This window comes from Opitutia bacterium KCR 482 (genome assembly GCA_029269845.2).
Taxonomy (GTDB): domain Bacteria; phylum Verrucomicrobiota; class Verrucomicrobiia; order Opitutales; family Intestinicryptomonadaceae; genus Merdousia.
In genome coordinates this window covers 697,011-714,909 of record CP149973.1, presented here as the reverse complement: position 1 = coordinate 714,909, position 17,899 = coordinate 697,011, and the positions used below count along the sequence as shown (strand labels likewise).

Annotated in this window: 13 protein-coding genes; 6 read left to right on the top strand and 7 right to left on the bottom strand. The window is 55.9% G+C overall.

What is annotated here, in order from left to right; all coding sequences use genetic code 11:
• The first annotated feature begins 1 nt into the window (after position 1).
• The 5 genes from P3B99_002925 to dgoD all read left to right on the top strand — a co-directional run bounded on the left by P3B99_002925 (position 2) and on the right by dgoD (position 7,817).
• Positions 2-3,292: a hypothetical protein gene (locus P3B99_002925; protein WYJ08079.1), complete on the top strand. Its 3,291-nt coding sequence runs from the start codon at positions 2-4 to the stop codon at positions 3,290-3,292.
• A 162-nt stretch (positions 3,293-3,454) separates the two neighbouring features.
• A complete protein-coding gene (locus P3B99_002920; protein ID WYJ08078.1) occupies positions 3,455-4,726 on the top strand; it encodes an MFS transporter in 1,272 nt (423 codons plus the stop codon).
• Positions 4,713-5,897, top strand: coding sequence for a DUF4380 domain-containing protein (locus P3B99_002915; GenBank protein ID WYJ08077.1), 1,185 nt, complete (start codon positions 4,713-4,715; stop codon positions 5,895-5,897). Before P3B99_002920 ends, P3B99_002915 begins: the two co-directional genes overlap by 14 nt.
• The gene (locus P3B99_002910) at positions 5,894-6,619 is read left to right on the top strand and encodes an MBL fold metallo-hydrolase (GenBank protein ID WYJ08076.1); all 726 of its coding nucleotides are present in this window, start codon (positions 5,894-5,896) and stop codon (positions 6,617-6,619) included. The genes P3B99_002915 and P3B99_002910 overlap by 4 nt, the downstream gene beginning before the upstream one ends.
• Positions 6,620-6,644: 25 nt before the next feature.
• Complete coding sequence (dgoD, locus tag P3B99_002905) at positions 6,645-7,817, top strand: galactonate dehydratase (GenBank protein WYJ08075.1); 1,173 nt, start codon at positions 6,645-6,647, stop codon at positions 7,815-7,817.
• A gap of 279 nt (positions 7,818-8,096) precedes the next feature.
• Here dgoD and P3B99_002900 read toward each other — a convergent pair whose 3' ends face one another.
• Positions 8,097-9,293 carry an acetylxylan esterase gene (locus P3B99_002900; GenBank protein ID WYJ08074.1) on the bottom strand — a complete coding sequence of 399 codons (1,197 nt, stop codon included), beginning with the start codon at positions 9,291-9,293 and terminating at the stop codon, positions 8,097-8,099.
• A gap of 269 nt (positions 9,294-9,562) precedes the next feature.
• On the opposite strand from P3B99_002900, the gene P3B99_002895 reads away from it, so the two are divergent.
• On the top strand, positions 9,563-10,504 hold the full coding sequence (locus P3B99_002895) for a hypothetical protein (protein ID WYJ08073.1): 942 nt from the start codon (positions 9,563-9,565) through the stop codon (positions 10,502-10,504).
• Here P3B99_002895 and P3B99_002890 read toward each other — a convergent pair.
• The 6 genes from P3B99_002890 to P3B99_002865 all read right to left on the bottom strand — a co-directional run bounded on the left by P3B99_002890 (position 10,501) and on the right by P3B99_002865 (position 17,850).
• A complete protein-coding gene (locus P3B99_002890) occupies positions 10,501-10,749 on the bottom strand; it encodes a hypothetical protein (protein WYJ08072.1) in 249 nt (82 codons plus the stop codon). The two genes, P3B99_002895 and P3B99_002890, sit on opposite strands and share 4 nt — an antisense overlap.
• A gap of 33 nt (positions 10,750-10,782) precedes the next feature.
• On the bottom strand, positions 10,783-11,394 hold the full coding sequence (locus P3B99_002885) for a hypothetical protein (protein WYJ08071.1): 612 nt from the start codon (positions 11,392-11,394) through the stop codon (positions 10,783-10,785).
• 257 nt (positions 11,395-11,651) lie between these two features.
• Positions 11,652-12,383 (bottom strand): hypothetical protein, encoded by a 732-nt coding sequence (locus P3B99_002880; protein ID WYJ08070.1) that lies wholly within the window; start codon positions 12,381-12,383, stop codon positions 11,652-11,654.
• 160 nt (positions 12,384-12,543) lie between these two features.
• Positions 12,544-13,266 carry a TetR/AcrR family transcriptional regulator gene (locus P3B99_002875; protein ID WYJ08069.1) on the bottom strand — a complete coding sequence of 241 codons (723 nt, stop codon included), beginning with the start codon at positions 13,264-13,266 and terminating at the stop codon, positions 12,544-12,546.
• Positions 13,267-13,582: 316 nt separating this feature from the next.
• The gene (locus tag P3B99_002870; GenBank protein ID WYJ08068.1) at positions 13,583-16,717 is read right to left on the bottom strand and encodes an efflux RND transporter permease subunit; all 3,135 of its coding nucleotides are present in this window, start codon (positions 16,715-16,717) and stop codon (positions 13,583-13,585) included.
• The gene (locus P3B99_002865; GenBank protein ID WYJ08067.1) at positions 16,714-17,850 is read right to left on the bottom strand and encodes an efflux RND transporter periplasmic adaptor subunit; all 1,137 of its coding nucleotides are present in this window, start codon (positions 17,848-17,850) and stop codon (positions 16,714-16,716) included. Before P3B99_002865 ends, P3B99_002870 begins: the two co-directional genes overlap by 4 nt.
• Positions 17,851-17,899 lie beyond the last annotated feature (49 nt).

Below are 17,899 nucleotides of genomic sequence, written 5' to 3'. Positions count from 1 at the left end.
TATGTTAAGATATGCTGCAATTTCAACGGCGTGGATACTGGCAACGGTATCCGCGCTTTTTTCGCAGACGAAAATCCCCGCGAAAAAAATTCCTGCGGAGGCCGTGCTGCGCACGGCAGTCCCCGTTAAAATCGACGCAGAGGGCACGAACTGCAAAGTGTCGGGCGGAGCGGGCGTAAAAGTCTTCGCTCGCGAGGCGTCCTCAAACAAGTTCCGCGAAATGAAATTCGCGCTTGTGCCCGAAGCCGACGGCGACGCCGTGCTGGAACTCCGCGCGGGCGAGGGCAAAAAGCCGCTGGCGGTCTATTTTACAGACATCAAAGGCGCGGCGGGCTTCGACTTCAAGGACGGTCTTGGCGGCTGGAAGCCGACGGGCAGGGTGGCGATAGTGCCGAACCCCGTCGAAAGCGGTGGCGGAATGTGCGCGGAGACTACGCGCTCGAAGCGCATTTCGCACAAAATAAGGCTCGTCAAGGGCGTGCGCACGGAATTTTCCGCGCGGGTGTCTTGCGGCGACGGCTGGGAAGACTCATTCTGCGTCGATTTGTCGAAAGCGGCGAACTCCGACTTCAAGGAGGGCGCGGGCGACGGTGTTCTGCCCGCGTTCTCAAAACTTAAAGCCCCCAAACTCGGGCGCGTCTACGGCGGCATGAAATTCAAAATTCTGAACGCCGACCGCAACGAGGGGGCGTCGGCGGTTGTCATCACCCGCAAGGGCGATTCGGCGAAAGTGGACTTTTCGGGCGCGCTTCCGCGCGGAAAATACCTCTACGTTCTGCACACGGCGGGCGGCGACGCCAACGGAAACCTCGGCAGAATTACCGTAAAATTCGCCGACGGGCGCGACAAAAAGCTGCTCGTCGCCTGCAAGACCGACATCTGGCGGGCTACCGAAAACCCCGCTGTGTTCGACAACGCGCTCCCCGTTTTCGTCAACGACAAAAAATCGAAAACCGGCGTGCTATACATGAGCCGCTTCGACCTCGTCGGCGGCGACGGACTTGCCGACATCGCGTCGGTGAACTTCGAGCTTCTGCGGAGCGCGCACTGGGAAATCGTCGCGGCGACGGTGTCGTCGCGCGAGGTCAACACGACCGAAAACCTGAAATTCGACCCCGCCGTTTGGAAGCCGCTCGACATCGACACCTTTGCAATCGAGAAAGGCTCGGCTCTCGACATGTCGGAATCCGTCGCGCGGGGCGCGCCCGCGGGGAAGTACGGCAGGGTGAAAATCGGCAAAAACGGCGGCTTCGTTTTCGAGGACAGACCCGACGAGGAAATCCGCTTCAAGAGCGCGAACTTCTTCGAGCTGATTTGCGGCTTCGGCTGGAACATCAATACGCACGAGGAAATCGACAAGTACGTTGCGGAGCTGAAAAAGCAGGGCTACAACGCAATCCGCTGGCGTTTTGCGATGAAGGGCAAGGGCGAGTTCGAAGCCCCCTACAAGCTCAAGCCCCTCAACCGCGATTTGTACGACTACTTCCTCCACGCGCTCGGCCGCGAGGGCATTTACTCGTTCTTCTACATTTGCAGCCACGACACCGGCGACCCGTCGTTCACATGGAACGACCGCTTTACCGTGAAGGTCAAGATGATGCTGGGCGACCCCGCCGTGCGCGAGGCGTGGCGCAAGCTCGCCAAAATGCAGCTCGAACACGTCAACCCCTACACGGGCAAGGCGTGGAAGGACGACCCGTCGATTGCGGCAATCGAGTACTGGAACGAGTTTGAGCTCGGAATCGCAGTCTACAACGCGATTACCGAAGAAGGCAGAAAGCTCGTCAACGCGAAATTCGCGGAATACCTCTCAAAACGCTTCAAGAGCGTTTCCGAATTTCTCGCATATTGCGACGGAATCGGCAAGCCGTGGACATACAACGGCGCGTTCGACAAGTTCGAACAGGTCGATGTCTCGCCGTATCCGAACAGGTCGGGGAATCCGGTTTTCACGCAGTTCCTAATCGGCGCGATGGAGGAAATGCAGGCGTTTTGCGAGAATGTCGTGCGCGGGGAAATCGGCATGAAAATTCCCACGCACCAGAACAACTGCCTAAAAAACGTCTTCTGGACATACCTTAGCTCCGAGGGCGGCAGCTACACGGCGGTAAACACCTACCACGCGCACCCGTCGTCGTACTCGCTCGGCGCGGACGTGAACCAGAACAGCTCGATAGGCAACGCGGGCGGATACTGGCGCGGGACGGTCGTCAAGCGCGTTTCTGGAATGCCCATCGCCGTCACGGAGTACCAGCACTGCTACTTCAACAAATACGCGCACGAGGCGGGCGTGCTCTTCCCCGCGTACTCCGCCTTGCAGGGCTACAACGCGCTCGTTGCGTTCGACAGCCCCGTAGCGTTCGCCCCGCGAAGGCTCTCGTTTTTCGGAATCGGCGTAAACCCCGTGTTCCGCGCCAACGACTTCCTCACGAACTTCCTCTTCAAGCGCGGCGACGTAAAGCGTTCCCCGCACAGAATAGACGTCGTCTACGGAAGGGAGTTCTTCGAAAAAAGCCCGAACGTGGCGTACGCGGTAAACGACCAGCAGTCGAGGATTTCGCTGATGACGGGCTTTGCGCTGTCTTTCCCCGACGGCCGCAAGCTCGAAGAGACGAAGGCGGTCGAGGTAAAGTCGCCCGACATGGCGATGTCGCCCGTGGGGGCGTCGGCGGTCGAGGTCGCCATGAACTTTGCGGAGGTCGGCAAGACAATCGGCGCGGACTTCAAAACCGCCGACATTGTCGGCGACTTCAAAAAGCGCGGAATCCTTCCCGCGGATAACATCTCCGACCCCGCCAACGAAATCTACCAGAGCGACACCGGCGAAATCCTCATGGACGTCAAAAAGCGCAGGCTTACGGTCTCCACGCCGAAGAGTCAGGCGGCGGTGCTCAACGCGGGCGAGGGCGCGAACCTCGGCGACTTCAACGTGAAGTCCTGCGGGGCGGACGCGTCGGTGGCGGTGGTCTCGATTGACGGAAAACCGATTCGCGGGTCGTCGCGCATGGTGCTTGTGCTCGCGACCGACACCGTTACGAGCGGGGTGGGCTTGTCGATCGCGCGCAGGAAAATCAACGCGTGGGGCAAGCCGCCGATTCTCGTGCAGACGGCGAAACTTTCCGCCGAGCTGAAACTCGACGCCTCCAAAAAGTTCGACTTTTTCAGGCTGAAAATGAACGGCGCGCGCGCGGAGAAAATCCCCTTCGAAATCGAAAACGGCGTCATGAAGATTGAGCTGGACACGTCCGAACACGTCGGGTTGTTCTTCGAAATCGTCGAACGCCCGCGATAGCGGAAACTTCGGGAGCCGGACAAATCGCGCCGACTCCCGATTTTTTTGCCCGAAAACGCTTTATATGCTTTACAAAAACCGCAAACGGCGGTTTATTTTTTTTCTTAGATGCTTCCGCCGCCGCGCGGAGGCGTTAATATTTTAAATCGCAACACACTATATATGGAAATTCGTAAAAATCATCATAAATGGTATAAATGGGAGGTTCTCGCGCTGCTGTGGGTGGCGTTCTTCCTCAATCAGGCGGACAGGCAGATTTACAACACGCTGCTCGTGCCGATTAAAGAAACCCTAAAACTGACCGACGGCGAGGCGGGGCTTATCGCGACGCTATTCAGCCTCGTCTTCGCGCTGCTCGTGCCGATTTCGGGCTTCGTCGCCGACAGAATCAGCCGCAAGCGGATTATTGTGTTCAGCATTATTCTTTGGAGCGGCGCGACAATCGCCTCGGGCGCGTGCCACGGGCTTCTGCTTTTCATTCTCTTCCGCAGTATCGCAACGGGCATGGGCGAGGCGACTTTCGGGCCCGCCAACTACTCGACAATCGCCGACTACCACGACGAAGACACGCGCGGCACGGCGATGAGCATCCACCAGACATCGTACTATTTCGGCGTAATCGTAAGCGGGCTTCTCGCCGGCTGGATTGGCGAGCGTTGGGGCTGGCGGAGCGCGTTCTACATCTTCGGTGCGGTCGGCGTTCTGCACGGACTGCTCGTAATGTGGCGTCTGCACGACAAGGTTTCCGAAAAGCCCGAACCCGCTCCCGCCGAGAAGAAAAAGGACGAAGTCAAATTTCTCGACTCCATGGCGATTCTTTTCAAGACGCCGACCGCCCTCATTCTCACAATCGGGTTCGCTTGCCTGATTTTCGTTTTGCAGGGCTACCTTACTTGGACGCCAACATTCCTACACGAAAAGTTCGGTATGGACTTGGCCCGCGCGGGCTTCAACTCGATGTTCTACACGCACATTGCCGCGTTCGTTGGCATTCTCCTTGCGGGCAGAATTTCCGACAAGCTTGCGCACTTCAAGCCCGCGTACAGAATTTTGATGCAAAGCTGCGGGCTTCTCGCCGCCGCGCCGTTCATCGTGATGATGGGCTACTCTTCCGAAATGTGGACGGTCTATCTTGGCTTGGCGGGCTTCGGCTTCGCGCGCGCTTTCTTCGACGCAAACACATACCCCGTGCTCTACGACGTCATTCCCCCGAAGTTCCACGCTTCGGCGGCGGGCGTAATGCTCTTTTTGGGCTTCGGCGTAGGCTCGCTTTCGCCGCTGGTCTTGGGCATGCTCAAGCCCGTGCTGGGGCTGTCGCTGGGCATTTCGCTTCTTGCGGCGGTTTGGGTCTTCGGAAGCTTCCTGCTGTTTGTAGGCTACAAATTCTTCTATAAGCGCGACTACGAAGTCGCCCATGCCAATGTCGAGGCATAGCACCGAAACCGTCGAATTGTCGCGCGGGGCGTTGAAGGTCGTCGTCGCCCCGCGTCTCGGCGGACGCATTGCGGAGTTTTCGCTCTGCGGACGGAATCTGCTTTTCGAAAATCCCGCGCTTGCGGGCGTCGAAAACGATCAGCCGACTCCCGCGTGGGACGGCGTTTGGCGGAACTTCGGCGGCGAGAAGGTTTGGGTCGCTCCGCAGGGCTGGGACGGCAAAGGGCAATGGGCGGGCCCGCCCGATCCCGTGCTCGACGGCGGATATTTTTCGCTTCTGGCGGCGGATTCGGAGAAAATTTCGACGCGCAGCCCCGACGATCCCAAAACGGGCCTGCGCATAGACCGCACAATATCGCTGCTCGACGGACAGTCGGGGGTGAATGTCGACGCGTCGCTTACGGACGTTTCGGGCGGGGGCGGCGAGTGGTCGATTTGGCCGGTCGTCCAGGTTCGCGCCGACGAGAATACGTCGATAACATTCCCGTCGCCCGACGGATTCCGTGTGTTGCACGGCGTTGTGAACAACCCGCAGTTCGGAATCGACGAATGCGGAAACTGCGAAGTTTCATACAAATACATAATGGGCAAAATAGGCGCGAACACAAATGCGGGCTGGGTTGCGTGCACCGATACCGCAAACGGAACGGCGTTCGTGGCGTCGTGCGACTTCCCGCAATCGGCGCGCTACCCGCAGGGCACAAACGTGCAGGTTTGGACTTCGGGCAGAGGCTCGATTTTCTCGCGCGGGGTGCTTCGGACGGCGGCTGACGACCCCGTCGGGAATCCGCCCTACATGGAAATAGAGCTGCTTTCGCCGCTTACGAAAATCGGCGCGGGCGGAAGCTTCGGTTTTTCCTACAAGCTCCGCGCGTGCGCGGTTCCCCGCGGCGCAACGGTGAAATCGCTGTTCGGGCTTGGCGTGCTGACTGAAAAACTTTCCGTTGAAAGGCGCGGAGGCGCGGCGTTTGCGACCGCGTCGGCGGGCGCGTTCGCGGCTGGGAAAATCGGCGTTTTCGACGAACTCGGCAACGCGCTTTGCGAGCCTGTCGAGGTTTCTCCCGAACGCGGCGCGAGAATTTCCGCGGAAATTCCGCAGTCGGTCGGAAAGATTAAACTTGAATATTTCAACTCCGCGGGCAGACTGAAAATAGAGGAATTTGAATTATGAGAAATCTTAAAATCACTTGGCTGTGTCAGGCGGGCTTCCTTCTCGAAGCCGACGGAAAACGCATTGTTGTAGACCCCTACATGTCGAACAGGCTTTACGAAGTTTCGCGCAAAGACGTGCAGATGAACCGCATGATGCCCAACCCCGTCCCCTACGAGGAACTTCGCCCCGACTTGGTCTGCTTTACGCACGACCACGCCGACCACTACGACCCCGAATCGGTGCGCGAAATAATCGGCGTCTGCCCCGACTGCAAGTTCGCGGGCCCCACGAGCACGCTCAACCATTTCGAAAAGGACGGCTACAACAAGTCGAACTTCACCAAGCTCGACATCGGCGACGTTTTCGAGGACGACACCTTTAAAATCACCGCCGTTCCCGCATACCACTCCGACCCCCTCGCGGTCGGCTACGTTTTCGAAATCGCGGGCAAAAAGCTCTACATCAGCGGCGACTCCCTCTACCAGCCCACGCTGTCGGCGGACGTCAAGAAAGTCTGCGGCGCGCCCGACATCGTATGCATTTGCATAAACGGCAAGCTCGGCAACATGCCGTGGGAGGACGCCGTGAAAGTCGTCGAAGAGCTGAGGCCCAAGTTCGCAATTCCCATGCACTACGGGCTGTTTGCCCGCAACACGGAAGACCCGCGCCCGTTCATGGCGGCGGTCAAAAAGCTCGGCGTCGAGACCGAAGAGCCGTCGGTCAAGGGGCGCGTTTTCTAAATTTCAATTCTAAATAACACACACAATGAAGGTCACAGGAATAAAAACATTCATCTGCCACGCATACCGCACGAACTGGGTTTTCGTGAAGGTTCTTACCGACGAAGGCATCACCGGCGTCGGCGAGGCGACTCTCGAATACAGAGAGCCGACCGTTGTGCAGGCAATCAAGGAACTCGAACGCTACCTCGTCGGCAGGGATCCGAACAACATCGAGGAATTTTGGCACAGGGTCTACCGCGACGCCTATTGGCGCGGCGGCGTGGTGCTCATGAGCGCGCTCGCTGGCGTCGAAATGGCGTTGTGGGACATCAAGGGCAAGGCTCTGGGCGTTCCCGTCTACCAGCTGCTGGGCGGCAAGGTTCGCGACTCCATCAAGTGCTACGCAAACGCGTGGTTCGCGGGCGCAAAGAAGCCCGAAGAATTTGCGACCATGGCGAAAATCGCCGTCAAAAACGGTTTCAGCGGCTTGAAGTGGGACCCATTCGGCAAGGAATACATGCACATCGCCCCGAAGGAACTCCACGAAGCCCTCGACTGCATCGCGGCGGTTAAGGACGCCGTCGGCAACCAAGTGCACCTCATCATCGAAGGGCACGGACGCTTCAACATTCCGACGGCTGTCCGCATCGGCAACGCCCTCAAAGAATTCGACATTCTCTGGTTCGAAGAGCCGATTCCGCCGGACGACAAAAAGGGTCTCGCGTGGGTTCGCAGCAAAATCGACACCCCCGTTTCGGGCGGCGAAAGACTTTACAGCCGCTGGGAATACCTCGACTTCCTCCGCATGGAATGCGCCGACTTCTGGCAGCCCGACGTCTCCCACGCGGGCGGCATTTCGGAAGTCCGCAAGATTGCGGCAATGGCGGAAGCGCACCACATCGCGGTTTGCCCGCACAATCCGAGCGGCCCCGTCGCGAACGCGGCGACACTCCAGCTGGCGGCCTGCATGCCCAATTTCTACCTGCTCGAAACGATGGCGACGGACATTCCGTACCGCAAGGACATCACGACCGAAGTTGTGCGTTTCGAAAACAGCGAAATGTTCATTCCCGACAAACCCGGTCTCGGCTTGGACATCAACGAAGAGGAAATCGCAAAGCACCCCTACGAGTGCCGCAACCTGCGCCACTACGAGGGCACCCTTACCGACATTCGCCCCGCTGGCGAAGCGGTCGGCGGATACTTCCAGAAATAGGATTCCGCGGGGAATCTACACAAAAAACGGAATCGCAAGATTCCGTTTTTTTGCGTCCGCGCGAAGATTTTGCAGGAAGCGGTGGGCAGGCTGCGCCGCTTTGGGAAATGCCGCCCTCGCTGATTGTTATCGATTACGCCCGCTCCGGCGTCCGGAAACGCCGGCGTCGCGGAGCGGCTTTTCTTCGTCTGCCGCGATGCTAATAAAACAGGGATAAAGCTGTTCCGATTTCGCGCGAATAAAACTTTAAATGCCTATTCATAACGGAACGGGCGCGCGCTATTTGCTCCTCGAATAAGTGGGATTGTCTTTCCACGGCGAAGTGTATCCGTGCGTTCCGTTTTGGCTAAAATTCAGCTCGACGCGCCCCTTTGTGTTGTGGTAAAGTATCGCAATCCCCGAGGGCGGACATTCGTAGTCGCCAAGTCTTGCCGAGATTTTTACGGGGCATTCCACGCGCTTGATTGCGTTCGATATGTCGTAGTAAAGAAGTTCGGGGACATATTCGGGCATGCAAATAGACTTCATTTTCCCCTCCGCTTCGCCGTTCAAATTCGAAAGCCATGGAATGAACACATCGCAAAGCGTGATGTCTTTGTCGAGCATTGCGGCGAATATCGAACGGAACGCCCCCATGCTTCCGCCCGAAACCTTGATGTTTTTGCCGTCCCATTCGGGAAGTTTTTTTGCGACTTCGATTGCCCGATGGTCGCGCAAGAGCATGTTCCTGAAATAGGAATTTTCGGGGTTTTTGTTTTCGGACGCCTTCATACCGAAGTTTTTTAAAAGAACAGATTGGGATTTGTAATAGTCGTCGTCGCGTCCCAAATCGTAGCTGTGCCGGGCGACAGAAAGCGAAATGCAGGAACGGTCAAATTTTGGGTAAATTCTTCCGATTCCGTATCCCCTGAAAAATACGGAAAGAGGGAGCGACTTTTCCTTTGCCCCTTCGGGAATCGTAAGGTACGCCTTGGCGGGCTTGCCGACGCAATCGATTGTCAATATGTACGTTTTGAATCCGGGGACGAGAAATACGGGTTCTTTTTTGCACTTCGGCGGAACTTTGTCGAGGTACGAAAGCTGACGCCGCCAGAATCCGTCGAAATCGCGGGGCTCTGGCGTGGTTTGCCGGATTTCGCCGAACCCCGCGCACGCGCCGCCGTCGAAGGCGTCGCAATTCTTCGCCCTTTTGCCGCTGTTGTCCACGGGCGTGGCCGTGATTCTGACAAATCCCGCAACCCCGATTGACGTTTCTATTACCACGGGTTCTTTGCCTGATACCGCCGTGCCGGATTCGGTGATTCCGTCGTCGCCGCGCCGCACCCATTTGAATTTTTGGCCTTTTACGGCATTTCCCCTGTCGTCCAATATTCGGAGCGAGAACTTCATTTTCTCGCCGATTTTGTAGCCGAGAGCGTCTCCGTCGCACGAACCCGCAAAATACGCGTTTGAAGCAGAGACAGGCAGGGATAGCATAAAAAACGCAACAAAAATTGAAGACAAATACCGTTCCATAACATTGCACTATATGCGCGCCGCGGAAATATGGCAAGCTCGAAATATCCAAATATTTTCCGCCGCGCCCGCCCGATGCGGACGGCAAGCCGCAAATTGGCGCACCGATTCGATTTCGATTTATTTCGTTTTTTAAATTTTTGTATAATGTTAAAAAATGTTGGCGATTTTCGTTGACAACTATACTGTCGCTTGTTATAAATTTATCATTCTGAAAAAAGGAGATGCACATGAATACGAAAAAACTAATATTCGCAACGCTTTCGGCGTTATCGGTCGCTTCGCTTTTTGCGGACGACTTTCGTTTTACCGAAACCGCAGGCCAGTTCGGGAAGTACAATACCAATCCCAAACAGTATATAACAGGCTATTACCTTACAGGCACGGACGGCGTAAACACCGGTTCGGTGGACAGTATAACCACGAATCCGAGCGACGGCCCTTTGGTTCTCGAAAACATCACCCTCAACTTTACTCCGACGGACAGCAAGAATCTTGTCATTAGCGGGGCGGGACAGGTGGCAAGCGGCGATTACGCGCTCGGCACAAAAGGGACTTCCGTAATAAACTTCCAAAACGGCGCAACGGCGGGCATGACTTTGAAAAACGGTTTTTCGGCGAGTTATGGGGAAACGGCAAATTTCACCGGAAATCTTACGGTAAATGTCGATAGCGGGTATCTCGGAACAATTGTTTCCGATGCAATTGCGGGGCAATTCGGAGTTGTGACTTTAAACTTGAACAAGGCAAACGCCATTTCCGTTTCAAGCTCTTCCTACACAAAATTGGTGCGCCTTTTTGTCAACGACGCCCGCGGGCAATTCAACCTGAACATGTCCGCCAACCAGACGATTGACCTCGACATCCGCTCCAATATCAAGGGCGTCTTCAACCTATCCATCACGGACGGCGCGTCCCTGTTCGTAAACGGCGCAACCGGCTACTTGCCTGACACGGTAAAGGAAGGCTTCATAACGCTAGTTAACGGAAATATCGACGGCACGGTGTATTTTCTCGAAAATATAGTAACGTCCGACGGTTTTGCCGACGGTACAATCACGATAACCCATGCGTCAAAGTCGCAGATGATTTCGTTTATCGATTCCGACGGCAACAAAATGGGCGACGACAGGCTCAAATTCGGAAAAACCGAGATAGACGGCAAAAACTAATACTTCGCCACGGCGATTCCCGAACCCGCCGAATGGGCGGCAATCTTCGGGGCAATCGCCGTCGGATTGGCGGTTTGCCGCAGGAGAAAATAGCCGGTCGCATTTCGGCGGAGCGCGAAGCTCCGCCGATTTTTTTTTGCCCGCATGCCGCCGATTCGCGCCGTGGAAGATTCTTCGTCGGCTTCGCTTGCGCGTTTGCGCTGTGGATTTTTGGCATATTGTCGCCAGTATGCCGGCCGCCTCATCGGCCCACAGGGCGAAAGAACCATGCTCGCCGTCTATGCGTTTTGCGGCGTGTCTTTGCCCTCGGCGATTCTCTCCGTCTTGTAGGCTTCCGTTAGCAGCAGAATGTAGCCTATCAGTTCGAAAAACTCTTCGAGAAGTTCGTTTGTTTCGAGCTTTGTATGGTGTTCGAAAAAGTAGCCCGTCCAGAGCATGGCGCAGGACGCCGCAAGCAGGAATCCGCGTTTTGAAAACAGCAGGCGCAGCGACGACCTGACGTATGTCTTGAAACTGAGCGCCGCTCCTATCAGCGCGACCGCGAAGCCCGCGACTATCGCCGCCGTTCTCCCGTGTCCGTAGAGCATGAAAACGAGGGCGTCGGGCAGCCCCATTTTGTCGAAATCGACCTCGCGCAGAATGAACGCGTAGCAGAGCACCGCCATGAAAAGGGTAATCCATTTTTCGTTTTTGCTTCCCTTTCGACAGAGCGCGGCAATGAAAATCGCAAGCGTTGCGGTAAGAATGACTGCCTGCGTGATTTCAAGGCAGCCGCTTTCGGGCGTCGCCCATTCGGGCTTTCCCATTGCGAAAAAAAAGACGAATGCCGACGCGGCGGAAATTGTTGCGAGTACGTTCATTGAAGTGTAGAGGATTCTGATTTTGTCCATTAACGCGCCTTTCGCGTTTTGCGCGCCAGGATTGTGTTCGCGGGGTGGGGCGCTGTGCCGTGTCGCCGCGGCTTTCTTGTTCAAGGATTCCAATATTGTTTCCCCGCCGCATGAATTGTCAACCGATTTTTGCGCTCCGCCGACGCTTTCGCGCCCCATCTTTGCGCCGTTTTGCGGCTGAATTTGAATGCACGGGCACAAAAAAAGCGTCCCGAATTGGGACGCCCAAATGCCTCTAAAAGTTGGGAGCGCGTTGTTTATTCGTCGTCGTCGAGGAAATTGATATCGTCGCCGTCGTAGGGCTTGTTCATGTAGTCGTCGTCGGCGTTGTCGTCGTCGTCCCAGTGCATGGTGTCGTCCTCTTCGATATTTTCCTCTTCTTCGGGGAGGTCGTCGATGTCGTAGTTGTCCTCTTCGTCCTTGTCTTCCTCTTCGTCGTCATCGTCGAGCGAATAGCCTTCGGGGACATATTCGAGAATGTCCATAACTTCGTGGAAGACGTGGATTGCCCGCCCTTCCATGTAGTCGTTGGAATAGTTTTCGCGGATTTCCTCTTCGAGGTCTTCAATCGCCACGTCCTTTTCGAAATGGAATGTGTCGTTGAGCATTTTGACCTGCAACTTTGTGATGTGGTCGAGAAATTCCGCGTATGCCGAGCGTTCGTCGTCGAGGATGTCGGGCAGGAGGAAGAGCTGCTGTTCGTCGGCGTCGAAAACGGAGTCGTCGGTGCGGACTATTTTCACGTCGTTGTCGGCGGTTTTCGATTCGATTGCGAAGGGAATGAACGCCTTTTCCACGAGCGAGTCGTCAAGCCCGTATTCGCGGAGTCCGTCGAGGGTGTCGAGCAGATGCGCCGCCTGTCGGGGGTCGATGACGCTGAGTCCGTCGATGTCCCAGTTGATTTTGTCGTTTGTTTCGGTAACCCACCAGTTGAGGTCTTTGCCGAGTCTGATTTTGCAGCGCGTAAGTTTGGGTGAAGTTTTCGCCATAATAAGTCAAAAAATCTAATGCGGACTATTCAAGTTTTGCCCGCCGTATTCAAGCTTTTTCTATCGAATATTATTAGTATCCGCCCGCCCGCGCCCGTTTCGCAAAAAAAACGGACGCCCTTTGCGGGGTGTCCGTCTTTGCAAAGCGGAAATTGCGGGGTTATTCTTCGGACTGTTCCGCCGATTTGCCCAATTCCCACGGCGCGCTGCCGTTGGGGGCGGGCAGGTGCAACCACGTGCAGCATGCCGTCGTTATTCTCAGCGCGAGAGCGTCGAGGAATTCGCGAGGGTATTTCTTTTCCGACATGCGGGCGAGCAAAATTGGTTCGCCGTAGAGCGTATAGAAAATCTGTCCCCAATAAAGGTGTCTCCACCAGAAAACGTCGGTTGCGGTGAGTTCGGGGCGGATTTTCGCGAGCAGCGTGCACGCCTTTTCCATTGCGTCCGCGCCGAGCTTCATGACCATTCTGCTCGTTTCCTTGTCGCCGTCGGTGAGCATTGCAATCACGAGCCCTAGCAAATGCGGAACTTTGCCGCGCGGGCCGTGGAACGCGCCGATTATGCGCTTTGTCGCCGCGTAGAGCGAGTCCGAGAAAGTCTGCGGATTGTTGACGTCGATGTTGTCGAATTCTTCGCCGATTTTTTCGAGGTTCGCGTTTTCGATGATGTGGTAGCGGAGGGTTGCGCGGAAGAGGTTTTCCTTGTTGTCGAAGTGGTAGATGAGCGCACTGGGCTGTACGTTTGCGATTTCCGCGATGTCGCGGATTGTCGTTCCCGCATAGCCTCCGTTGGCGAACGCCTTGCCCGCCGCTTCGAGGAGTTGTCTTCTTTTTCTTGTGCCCTGAATATTCGCGCCCTTGCGCGCGGAATGGTTTTTTGTCATAATAGTTCCCTTGTACTTGTATAATATGCAGTTTATTTCTTTTCCGTGAAAACTATCGGAATGTTATCTATGACAAGGGATTTTGTACAAAGTGTCAACGTAAAAGTCTCTTTTTGTGGATTTTTTTCATTCGGCGGCGGCTTGGTGTTTTAGAACACGCCCATTTTGAATATTTTGCGTTTTTGGTTTTTTTTAGAAAAATTTTACGATAACTGTTAGCGCGGTAAATCGTTTGAGTGCGTTTTGAGGCATTTTTTTCGCAAAAAAAAGACGCCGCCCGAAACGGCGGCGTCTTGAAAGCCTTTTGCGGTAGGGGTTATTTTTCGAGCTTCGGGTGTCCGAAGATTCTGCGCACTATGTAGTAGAACACGGGCGTCATAATGCAGCCCAAGAGCGTAACCCCGACCATTCCGAACATTACCGACGTTCCCAGCGGCTGGCGGAGTTCGCAGCCGGGACCCATTCCGTAGGCGAGCGGCACTACGCCGAATATGAACGCAAACGACGTCATCATAATCGGTCTTAGCCTGTTTTGCGACGCCGCCGCGAGGGCGTGTTGGAGCGTTTCTCCCTTGTCTTCGCGCTGTTTTGCGAATTCGACGATGAGAATCGCGTTTTTGCACGCAAGCCCGATTAACACCACGAAGCCGATTTGCGCCATGAGGTCGTTGCCGAATCCGCGGTAGTTTATGCCGAGCAGCGCGAAGAAAATCACGAGCGGCACGATTAGTATTACCGACAGCGGAATCGTCCAGCTTTCGTAGAGCGCGGAAAGCAGCAGGAAGACGAATATTGCGCAAATCGCGAAGATGTAGACAGATGTGTTGCCCGCCTTTTTTTCTTCGTATGCGATGTCCGTCCATTCGATGCCCATTCCGGGGGGAAGCACCCGCGCGGCGATTGCCTCGATCTCGCCGATTGCCTCGCCCGTGGTGTAGCCCTTTGCGACGTTTCCGAGAATGTCCGACGAAAGGTAGAGGTTGTAGCGCGAAAGCCCGTTCGGCCCGACGTATCTGCGAATGCTCGCAAGCGACCCAAGCTGCACGTTTTCGCCGCGCGTGTTGGGGATTTTCAGCTTGTAGACGTCGGCGATGTCGCGCCTGCTTCCGCCCTCCGCCTGCGCCATTACGCGGTAGACGCGTCCGAGAATGTTGAAGTCGTTGACGTACACCGCGCCGAGGTTGTACTGCATTGTGGTGAAGATGTCGCCAATCGAGAGGTTGAGCTTTTGCGCGCGCTCGCGGTCGATGTCGATGTACAGCTGCGGGTTGGTCAGTTTGAATGTGGAGTATGCGCTTGAAATGCACGGCAATTTCTCCATTTCGGCAATCATTATGTTTTTGTATTTTTCGATTGCCCCGAAGCCAAGCCCCGCCCTGTCTTGCAGCTGGAACTTGATGTCGCCGCCCGACGCCATTCCGGGAACTACCGCGGGCGTGTAGAGGTTGATTTTTGCCTCGGTGATGTTTTCGTTGAGGATTTTGTTGGCAAGCTTCATGAGCGTTTCGAGGTCTTCGCCCTTTGCCTCGCGCTCGCGCTTGTCTTCGAGCCTGAACGAGGCGCGTCCCAAGTTCGACATATTGTCGCCCGCGATTGTCGTCAGAAGCCGCGTGCCCTTCATCTCTTTGTCGAGAATTTTGCCCGCCCTGTCCATCACGTTGAGCGTTCTTTCGAAGCTTGCGCCCGCGGGAAGCTCGAACCTTGCGCTGAAAAAGCCCCTGTCCTGTTTGGGAATGAAGCCCGAAGGCGTTTCCTTGAAGAGGTTTACCGTAGCCCACAGAAGCCCGAAATAGACAAGCACCATGAGGATTGCGCATTTGAGCAGCAGCTTCACGAGTTTTCCGTATGCGGACGCGGTGAAGTCGAAGCCCGCGTTGAACCAGCGCAGGGGGTATCCTATTGTGTAGTGCCAGACGATGTCGAAGACTCCGCGTTTTTCGGCGTGTCCGTCTTTGAGGAAGAGGGCGCAGAGCGCGGGGGTCAGCGTGAAGGACACAAGCCCCGAAATTATTGTGCTCGACGCCACCGTCAGCGCGAACTGGCGGTAGAACTGCCCCGAAATGCCGCTCAGGAACATTGTCGGGATAAACGCCGCGCTCAGCACGAGCACGATTGCCACAAGCGCGCCCTGAATTTGCGTCATTGCGCGCCTCGTAGCCTCCCTCACGGGCGTGCCGCCCTTCATGTTGCGCTCCACGTTTTCGACGACTACGATTGCGTCGTCCACGACAATCCCGATTGCCAGCACCAGCCCGAAAAGCGTCAGGTTGTTGATTGTGAACCCGAACGCCTTCATAACCGCGAATGTTCCCACAATCGAAACGGGAATCGCGAACAGCGGAATCACCGCCGCGCGCCAGTTTTGCAGGAACAGCAGCACCACGACCACTACGAGCAGCACAGCCTCGAAAATCGAGCGGTACACCGCGTCGATAGAGTCCTTGACATATTCCGTCGCGTCGTAGCTGATTGCGTAGTCGACGTCGTCGGGGAAGCCCTTTTTCATGTCTTTAAGCTCGGCGCGGATTCTCTTGACGGTCTCGATTGAGTTCGTCCCCGGGAGCTGGTACATGCCCAGCGTCACAGACGGCTTCAAGTTGACGAAAGATTCGTTTTCGTAGTCGTACGCGCCAAGCTCCACCCGCGCGATGTCGCGCAAATGCACTATGCGCCCGTCGGGCTGGTATTTCACGATGATGTCGCCGAACTCCTTTTCGGTCGAAAGTCTGCCCTGCGCGTTGATGAGAAGCTCGAACGCCGCTCCCGTTTCGAGCGGCGGCTTGTTGAGGCTGCCCGCGGCGACCTGCTTGTTCTGTTCCTGCAACGCCGAAATCACCTGCATGGGCGAGAGGTTGACCGCCGAGAGCCTGTCTGGGTCGAGCCAAATGCGCATGCTGTATTCCTTCGACCCGAACGTCGTGAATTCGCTCACGCCGTACACGCGCGAGAGCCTGTCCTGCAACTGCGTGATTGCGTAGTTTGAAAGGTACACTTTGTCGCGCGTGCCCTTGGGCGAGAACAGGTTGATTGTAAGCAGAATGTCGGGCGAGCGTTTCCTTACGTTTATGCCGATGTCGCGCACTTCCTTCGGCACGCGGTTTTGCGCCTGCATGACCTTGTTTTGCACCAGAATCTGCGCAAGATTGACGTCCACGCCCGTTTCGAACGTGATGACGATGTTCCACGAGCCGTTCGGACGCGCCAGACTGCTCATGTACGCCATGCCCTCCACGCCGTTGAGCTGCTGTTCGAGCGGCGCGATTGTCGTGTCCATGATGACTTCGGGCGACGCGCCCTTGTACGTTCCGTAGACCACGATTGTCGGCGGCGAAATGTTCGGGTACTGGGTAATCGGAAGACCGAGGTACGCGAGCGCGCCGACGAACGTTATGAGAATCGATATTACCCCAGCGAAAATCGGGCGGTCTATGAAAAAATGCGAAAATTTCATTTATTTTCGGACTCCGCGCTTTTCACGGGTTTTACTTTGCTGTGCGGCGTTGCCCTGTGCAGCCCGCTTACCACAACGCGGTCGGAGGCTTTCAGCCCATCGAGTATTATCCGCTTGTTCCCGAAAAGTTCGCCGACCGCAACCGCGCGGTATTCGGCGATGTCCTTGTCGTTTACGACCATCACATACCTGCCCACGAGGTCGGTGCCTACCGCCGCTTCGGGCACGAGCATGTGCTCGACGGGTTCGCCCGCCCGCAGGAGGATTTTCGCGAACATTCCGGGGTAGAGCTGCTTTTTGTCGTTTGAAATTTCCGCCCTAAGCTCTATTGACGACGCGTTCAGGGTGTTGTCCACATATGTAACGCAGCCGAAGTGCGACGGCTCGGTTTCGTCGAGCAGCAAGAGCTTCACGGCGGGGCCTGTGTGCTTTGCGGTGTCGATTGAGTCGAAGAGCTTGTTTTTCGTGTATTTTATAACGTCGCGCTCGCTGATTTCGAAATACGCGTAGACGGTGTCGCGCGAGACTACCATCGCCATGAGGGTGGACGAGGCGTCGATAAGGTTGCCCTCGTCAACGCGCCTGCGGCTGATATAGCCCGAAATCGGCGAGTATGTCTTTGTGAATTCGAGGTTGAGCGTCGCCTCTTTGAGCTTCGCCTTCGCGCTGCTTAGCACTGCCTGCGCGGCGAGAAGCTCGCTTTTGCGGGTGTCGAGAATTTCCTTGGAAATCGCGTTTACCTCGTAGAGGTTGCGGGCTCTTTCGAGGTTGCTTTGCGCAAGCTCGATGCGCGTTTCAATCTCCTTGACTTCCGCCTGCGAGGCTTCGACGAGAGCCTGAAATGGGCGCGGGTCTATTTCGAAGAGAATGTCGCCCGCCTTGACGAAATCGCCGTCCTTGAAGTAGATTTTTTCGAGGTATCCGCTGACGCGCGAGCGAATTTCGACCGATTTTTCGCCCTCGATTCGCGCGGTGTAGGAGTCCCAAATTTCGATTTTTTTGACTTCGGGGTTCGCCACTTCGACCGTGTTGTATTGGGTTGCCTCCGTCTGCTTGCCCTTTTTTTCGAAGCACGCCGAGAGCAGAATGGAGAGCGACAGAACTCCCGCAAATGTTAGTAATTTCCCAGTCATATACATAATCTTTAAAGCAATAATGCCGTCCGCCCGCGCGTCAAGTAAA

Coding starts and splice junctions, on each gene's coding strand:
- P3B99_002925 (WYJ08079.1), top strand. CDS start 2: ATGTTAAGATATGCTGCAATTTCAACGGCGTGGATACTGGCAACGGTA.
- P3B99_002920 (WYJ08078.1), top strand. CDS start 3,455: ATGGAAATTCGTAAAAATCATCATAAATGGTATAAATGGGAGGTTCTC.
- P3B99_002915 (WYJ08077.1), top strand. CDS start 4,713: ATGTCGAGGCATAGCACCGAAACCGTCGAATTGTCGCGCGGGGCGTTG.
- P3B99_002910 (WYJ08076.1), top strand. CDS start 5,894: ATGAGAAATCTTAAAATCACTTGGCTGTGTCAGGCGGGCTTCCTTCTC.
- dgoD (WYJ08075.1), top strand. CDS start 6,645: ATGAAGGTCACAGGAATAAAAACATTCATCTGCCACGCATACCGCACG.
- P3B99_002900 (WYJ08074.1), bottom strand. CDS start 9,293: ATGCTATCCCTGCCTGTCTCTGCTTCAAACGCGTATTTTGCGGGTTCG.
- P3B99_002895 (WYJ08073.1), top strand. CDS start 9,563: ATGAATACGAAAAAACTAATATTCGCAACGCTTTCGGCGTTATCGGTC.
- P3B99_002890 (WYJ08072.1), bottom strand. CDS start 10,749: ATGAGGCGGCCGGCATACTGGCGACAATATGCCAAAAATCCACAGCGC.
- P3B99_002885 (WYJ08071.1), bottom strand. CDS start 11,394: ATGGACAAAATCAGAATCCTCTACACTTCAATGAACGTACTCGCAACA.
- P3B99_002880 (WYJ08070.1), bottom strand. CDS start 12,383: ATGGCGAAAACTTCACCCAAACTTACGCGCTGCAAAATCAGACTCGGC.
- P3B99_002875 (WYJ08069.1), bottom strand. CDS start 13,266: ATGACAAAAAACCATTCCGCGCGCAAGGGCGCGAATATTCAGGGCACA.
- P3B99_002870 (WYJ08068.1), bottom strand. CDS start 16,717: ATGAAATTTTCGCATTTTTTCATAGACCGCCCGATTTTCGCTGGGGTA.
- P3B99_002865 (WYJ08067.1), bottom strand. CDS start 17,850: ATGACTGGGAAATTACTAACATTTGCGGGAGTTCTGTCGCTCTCCATT.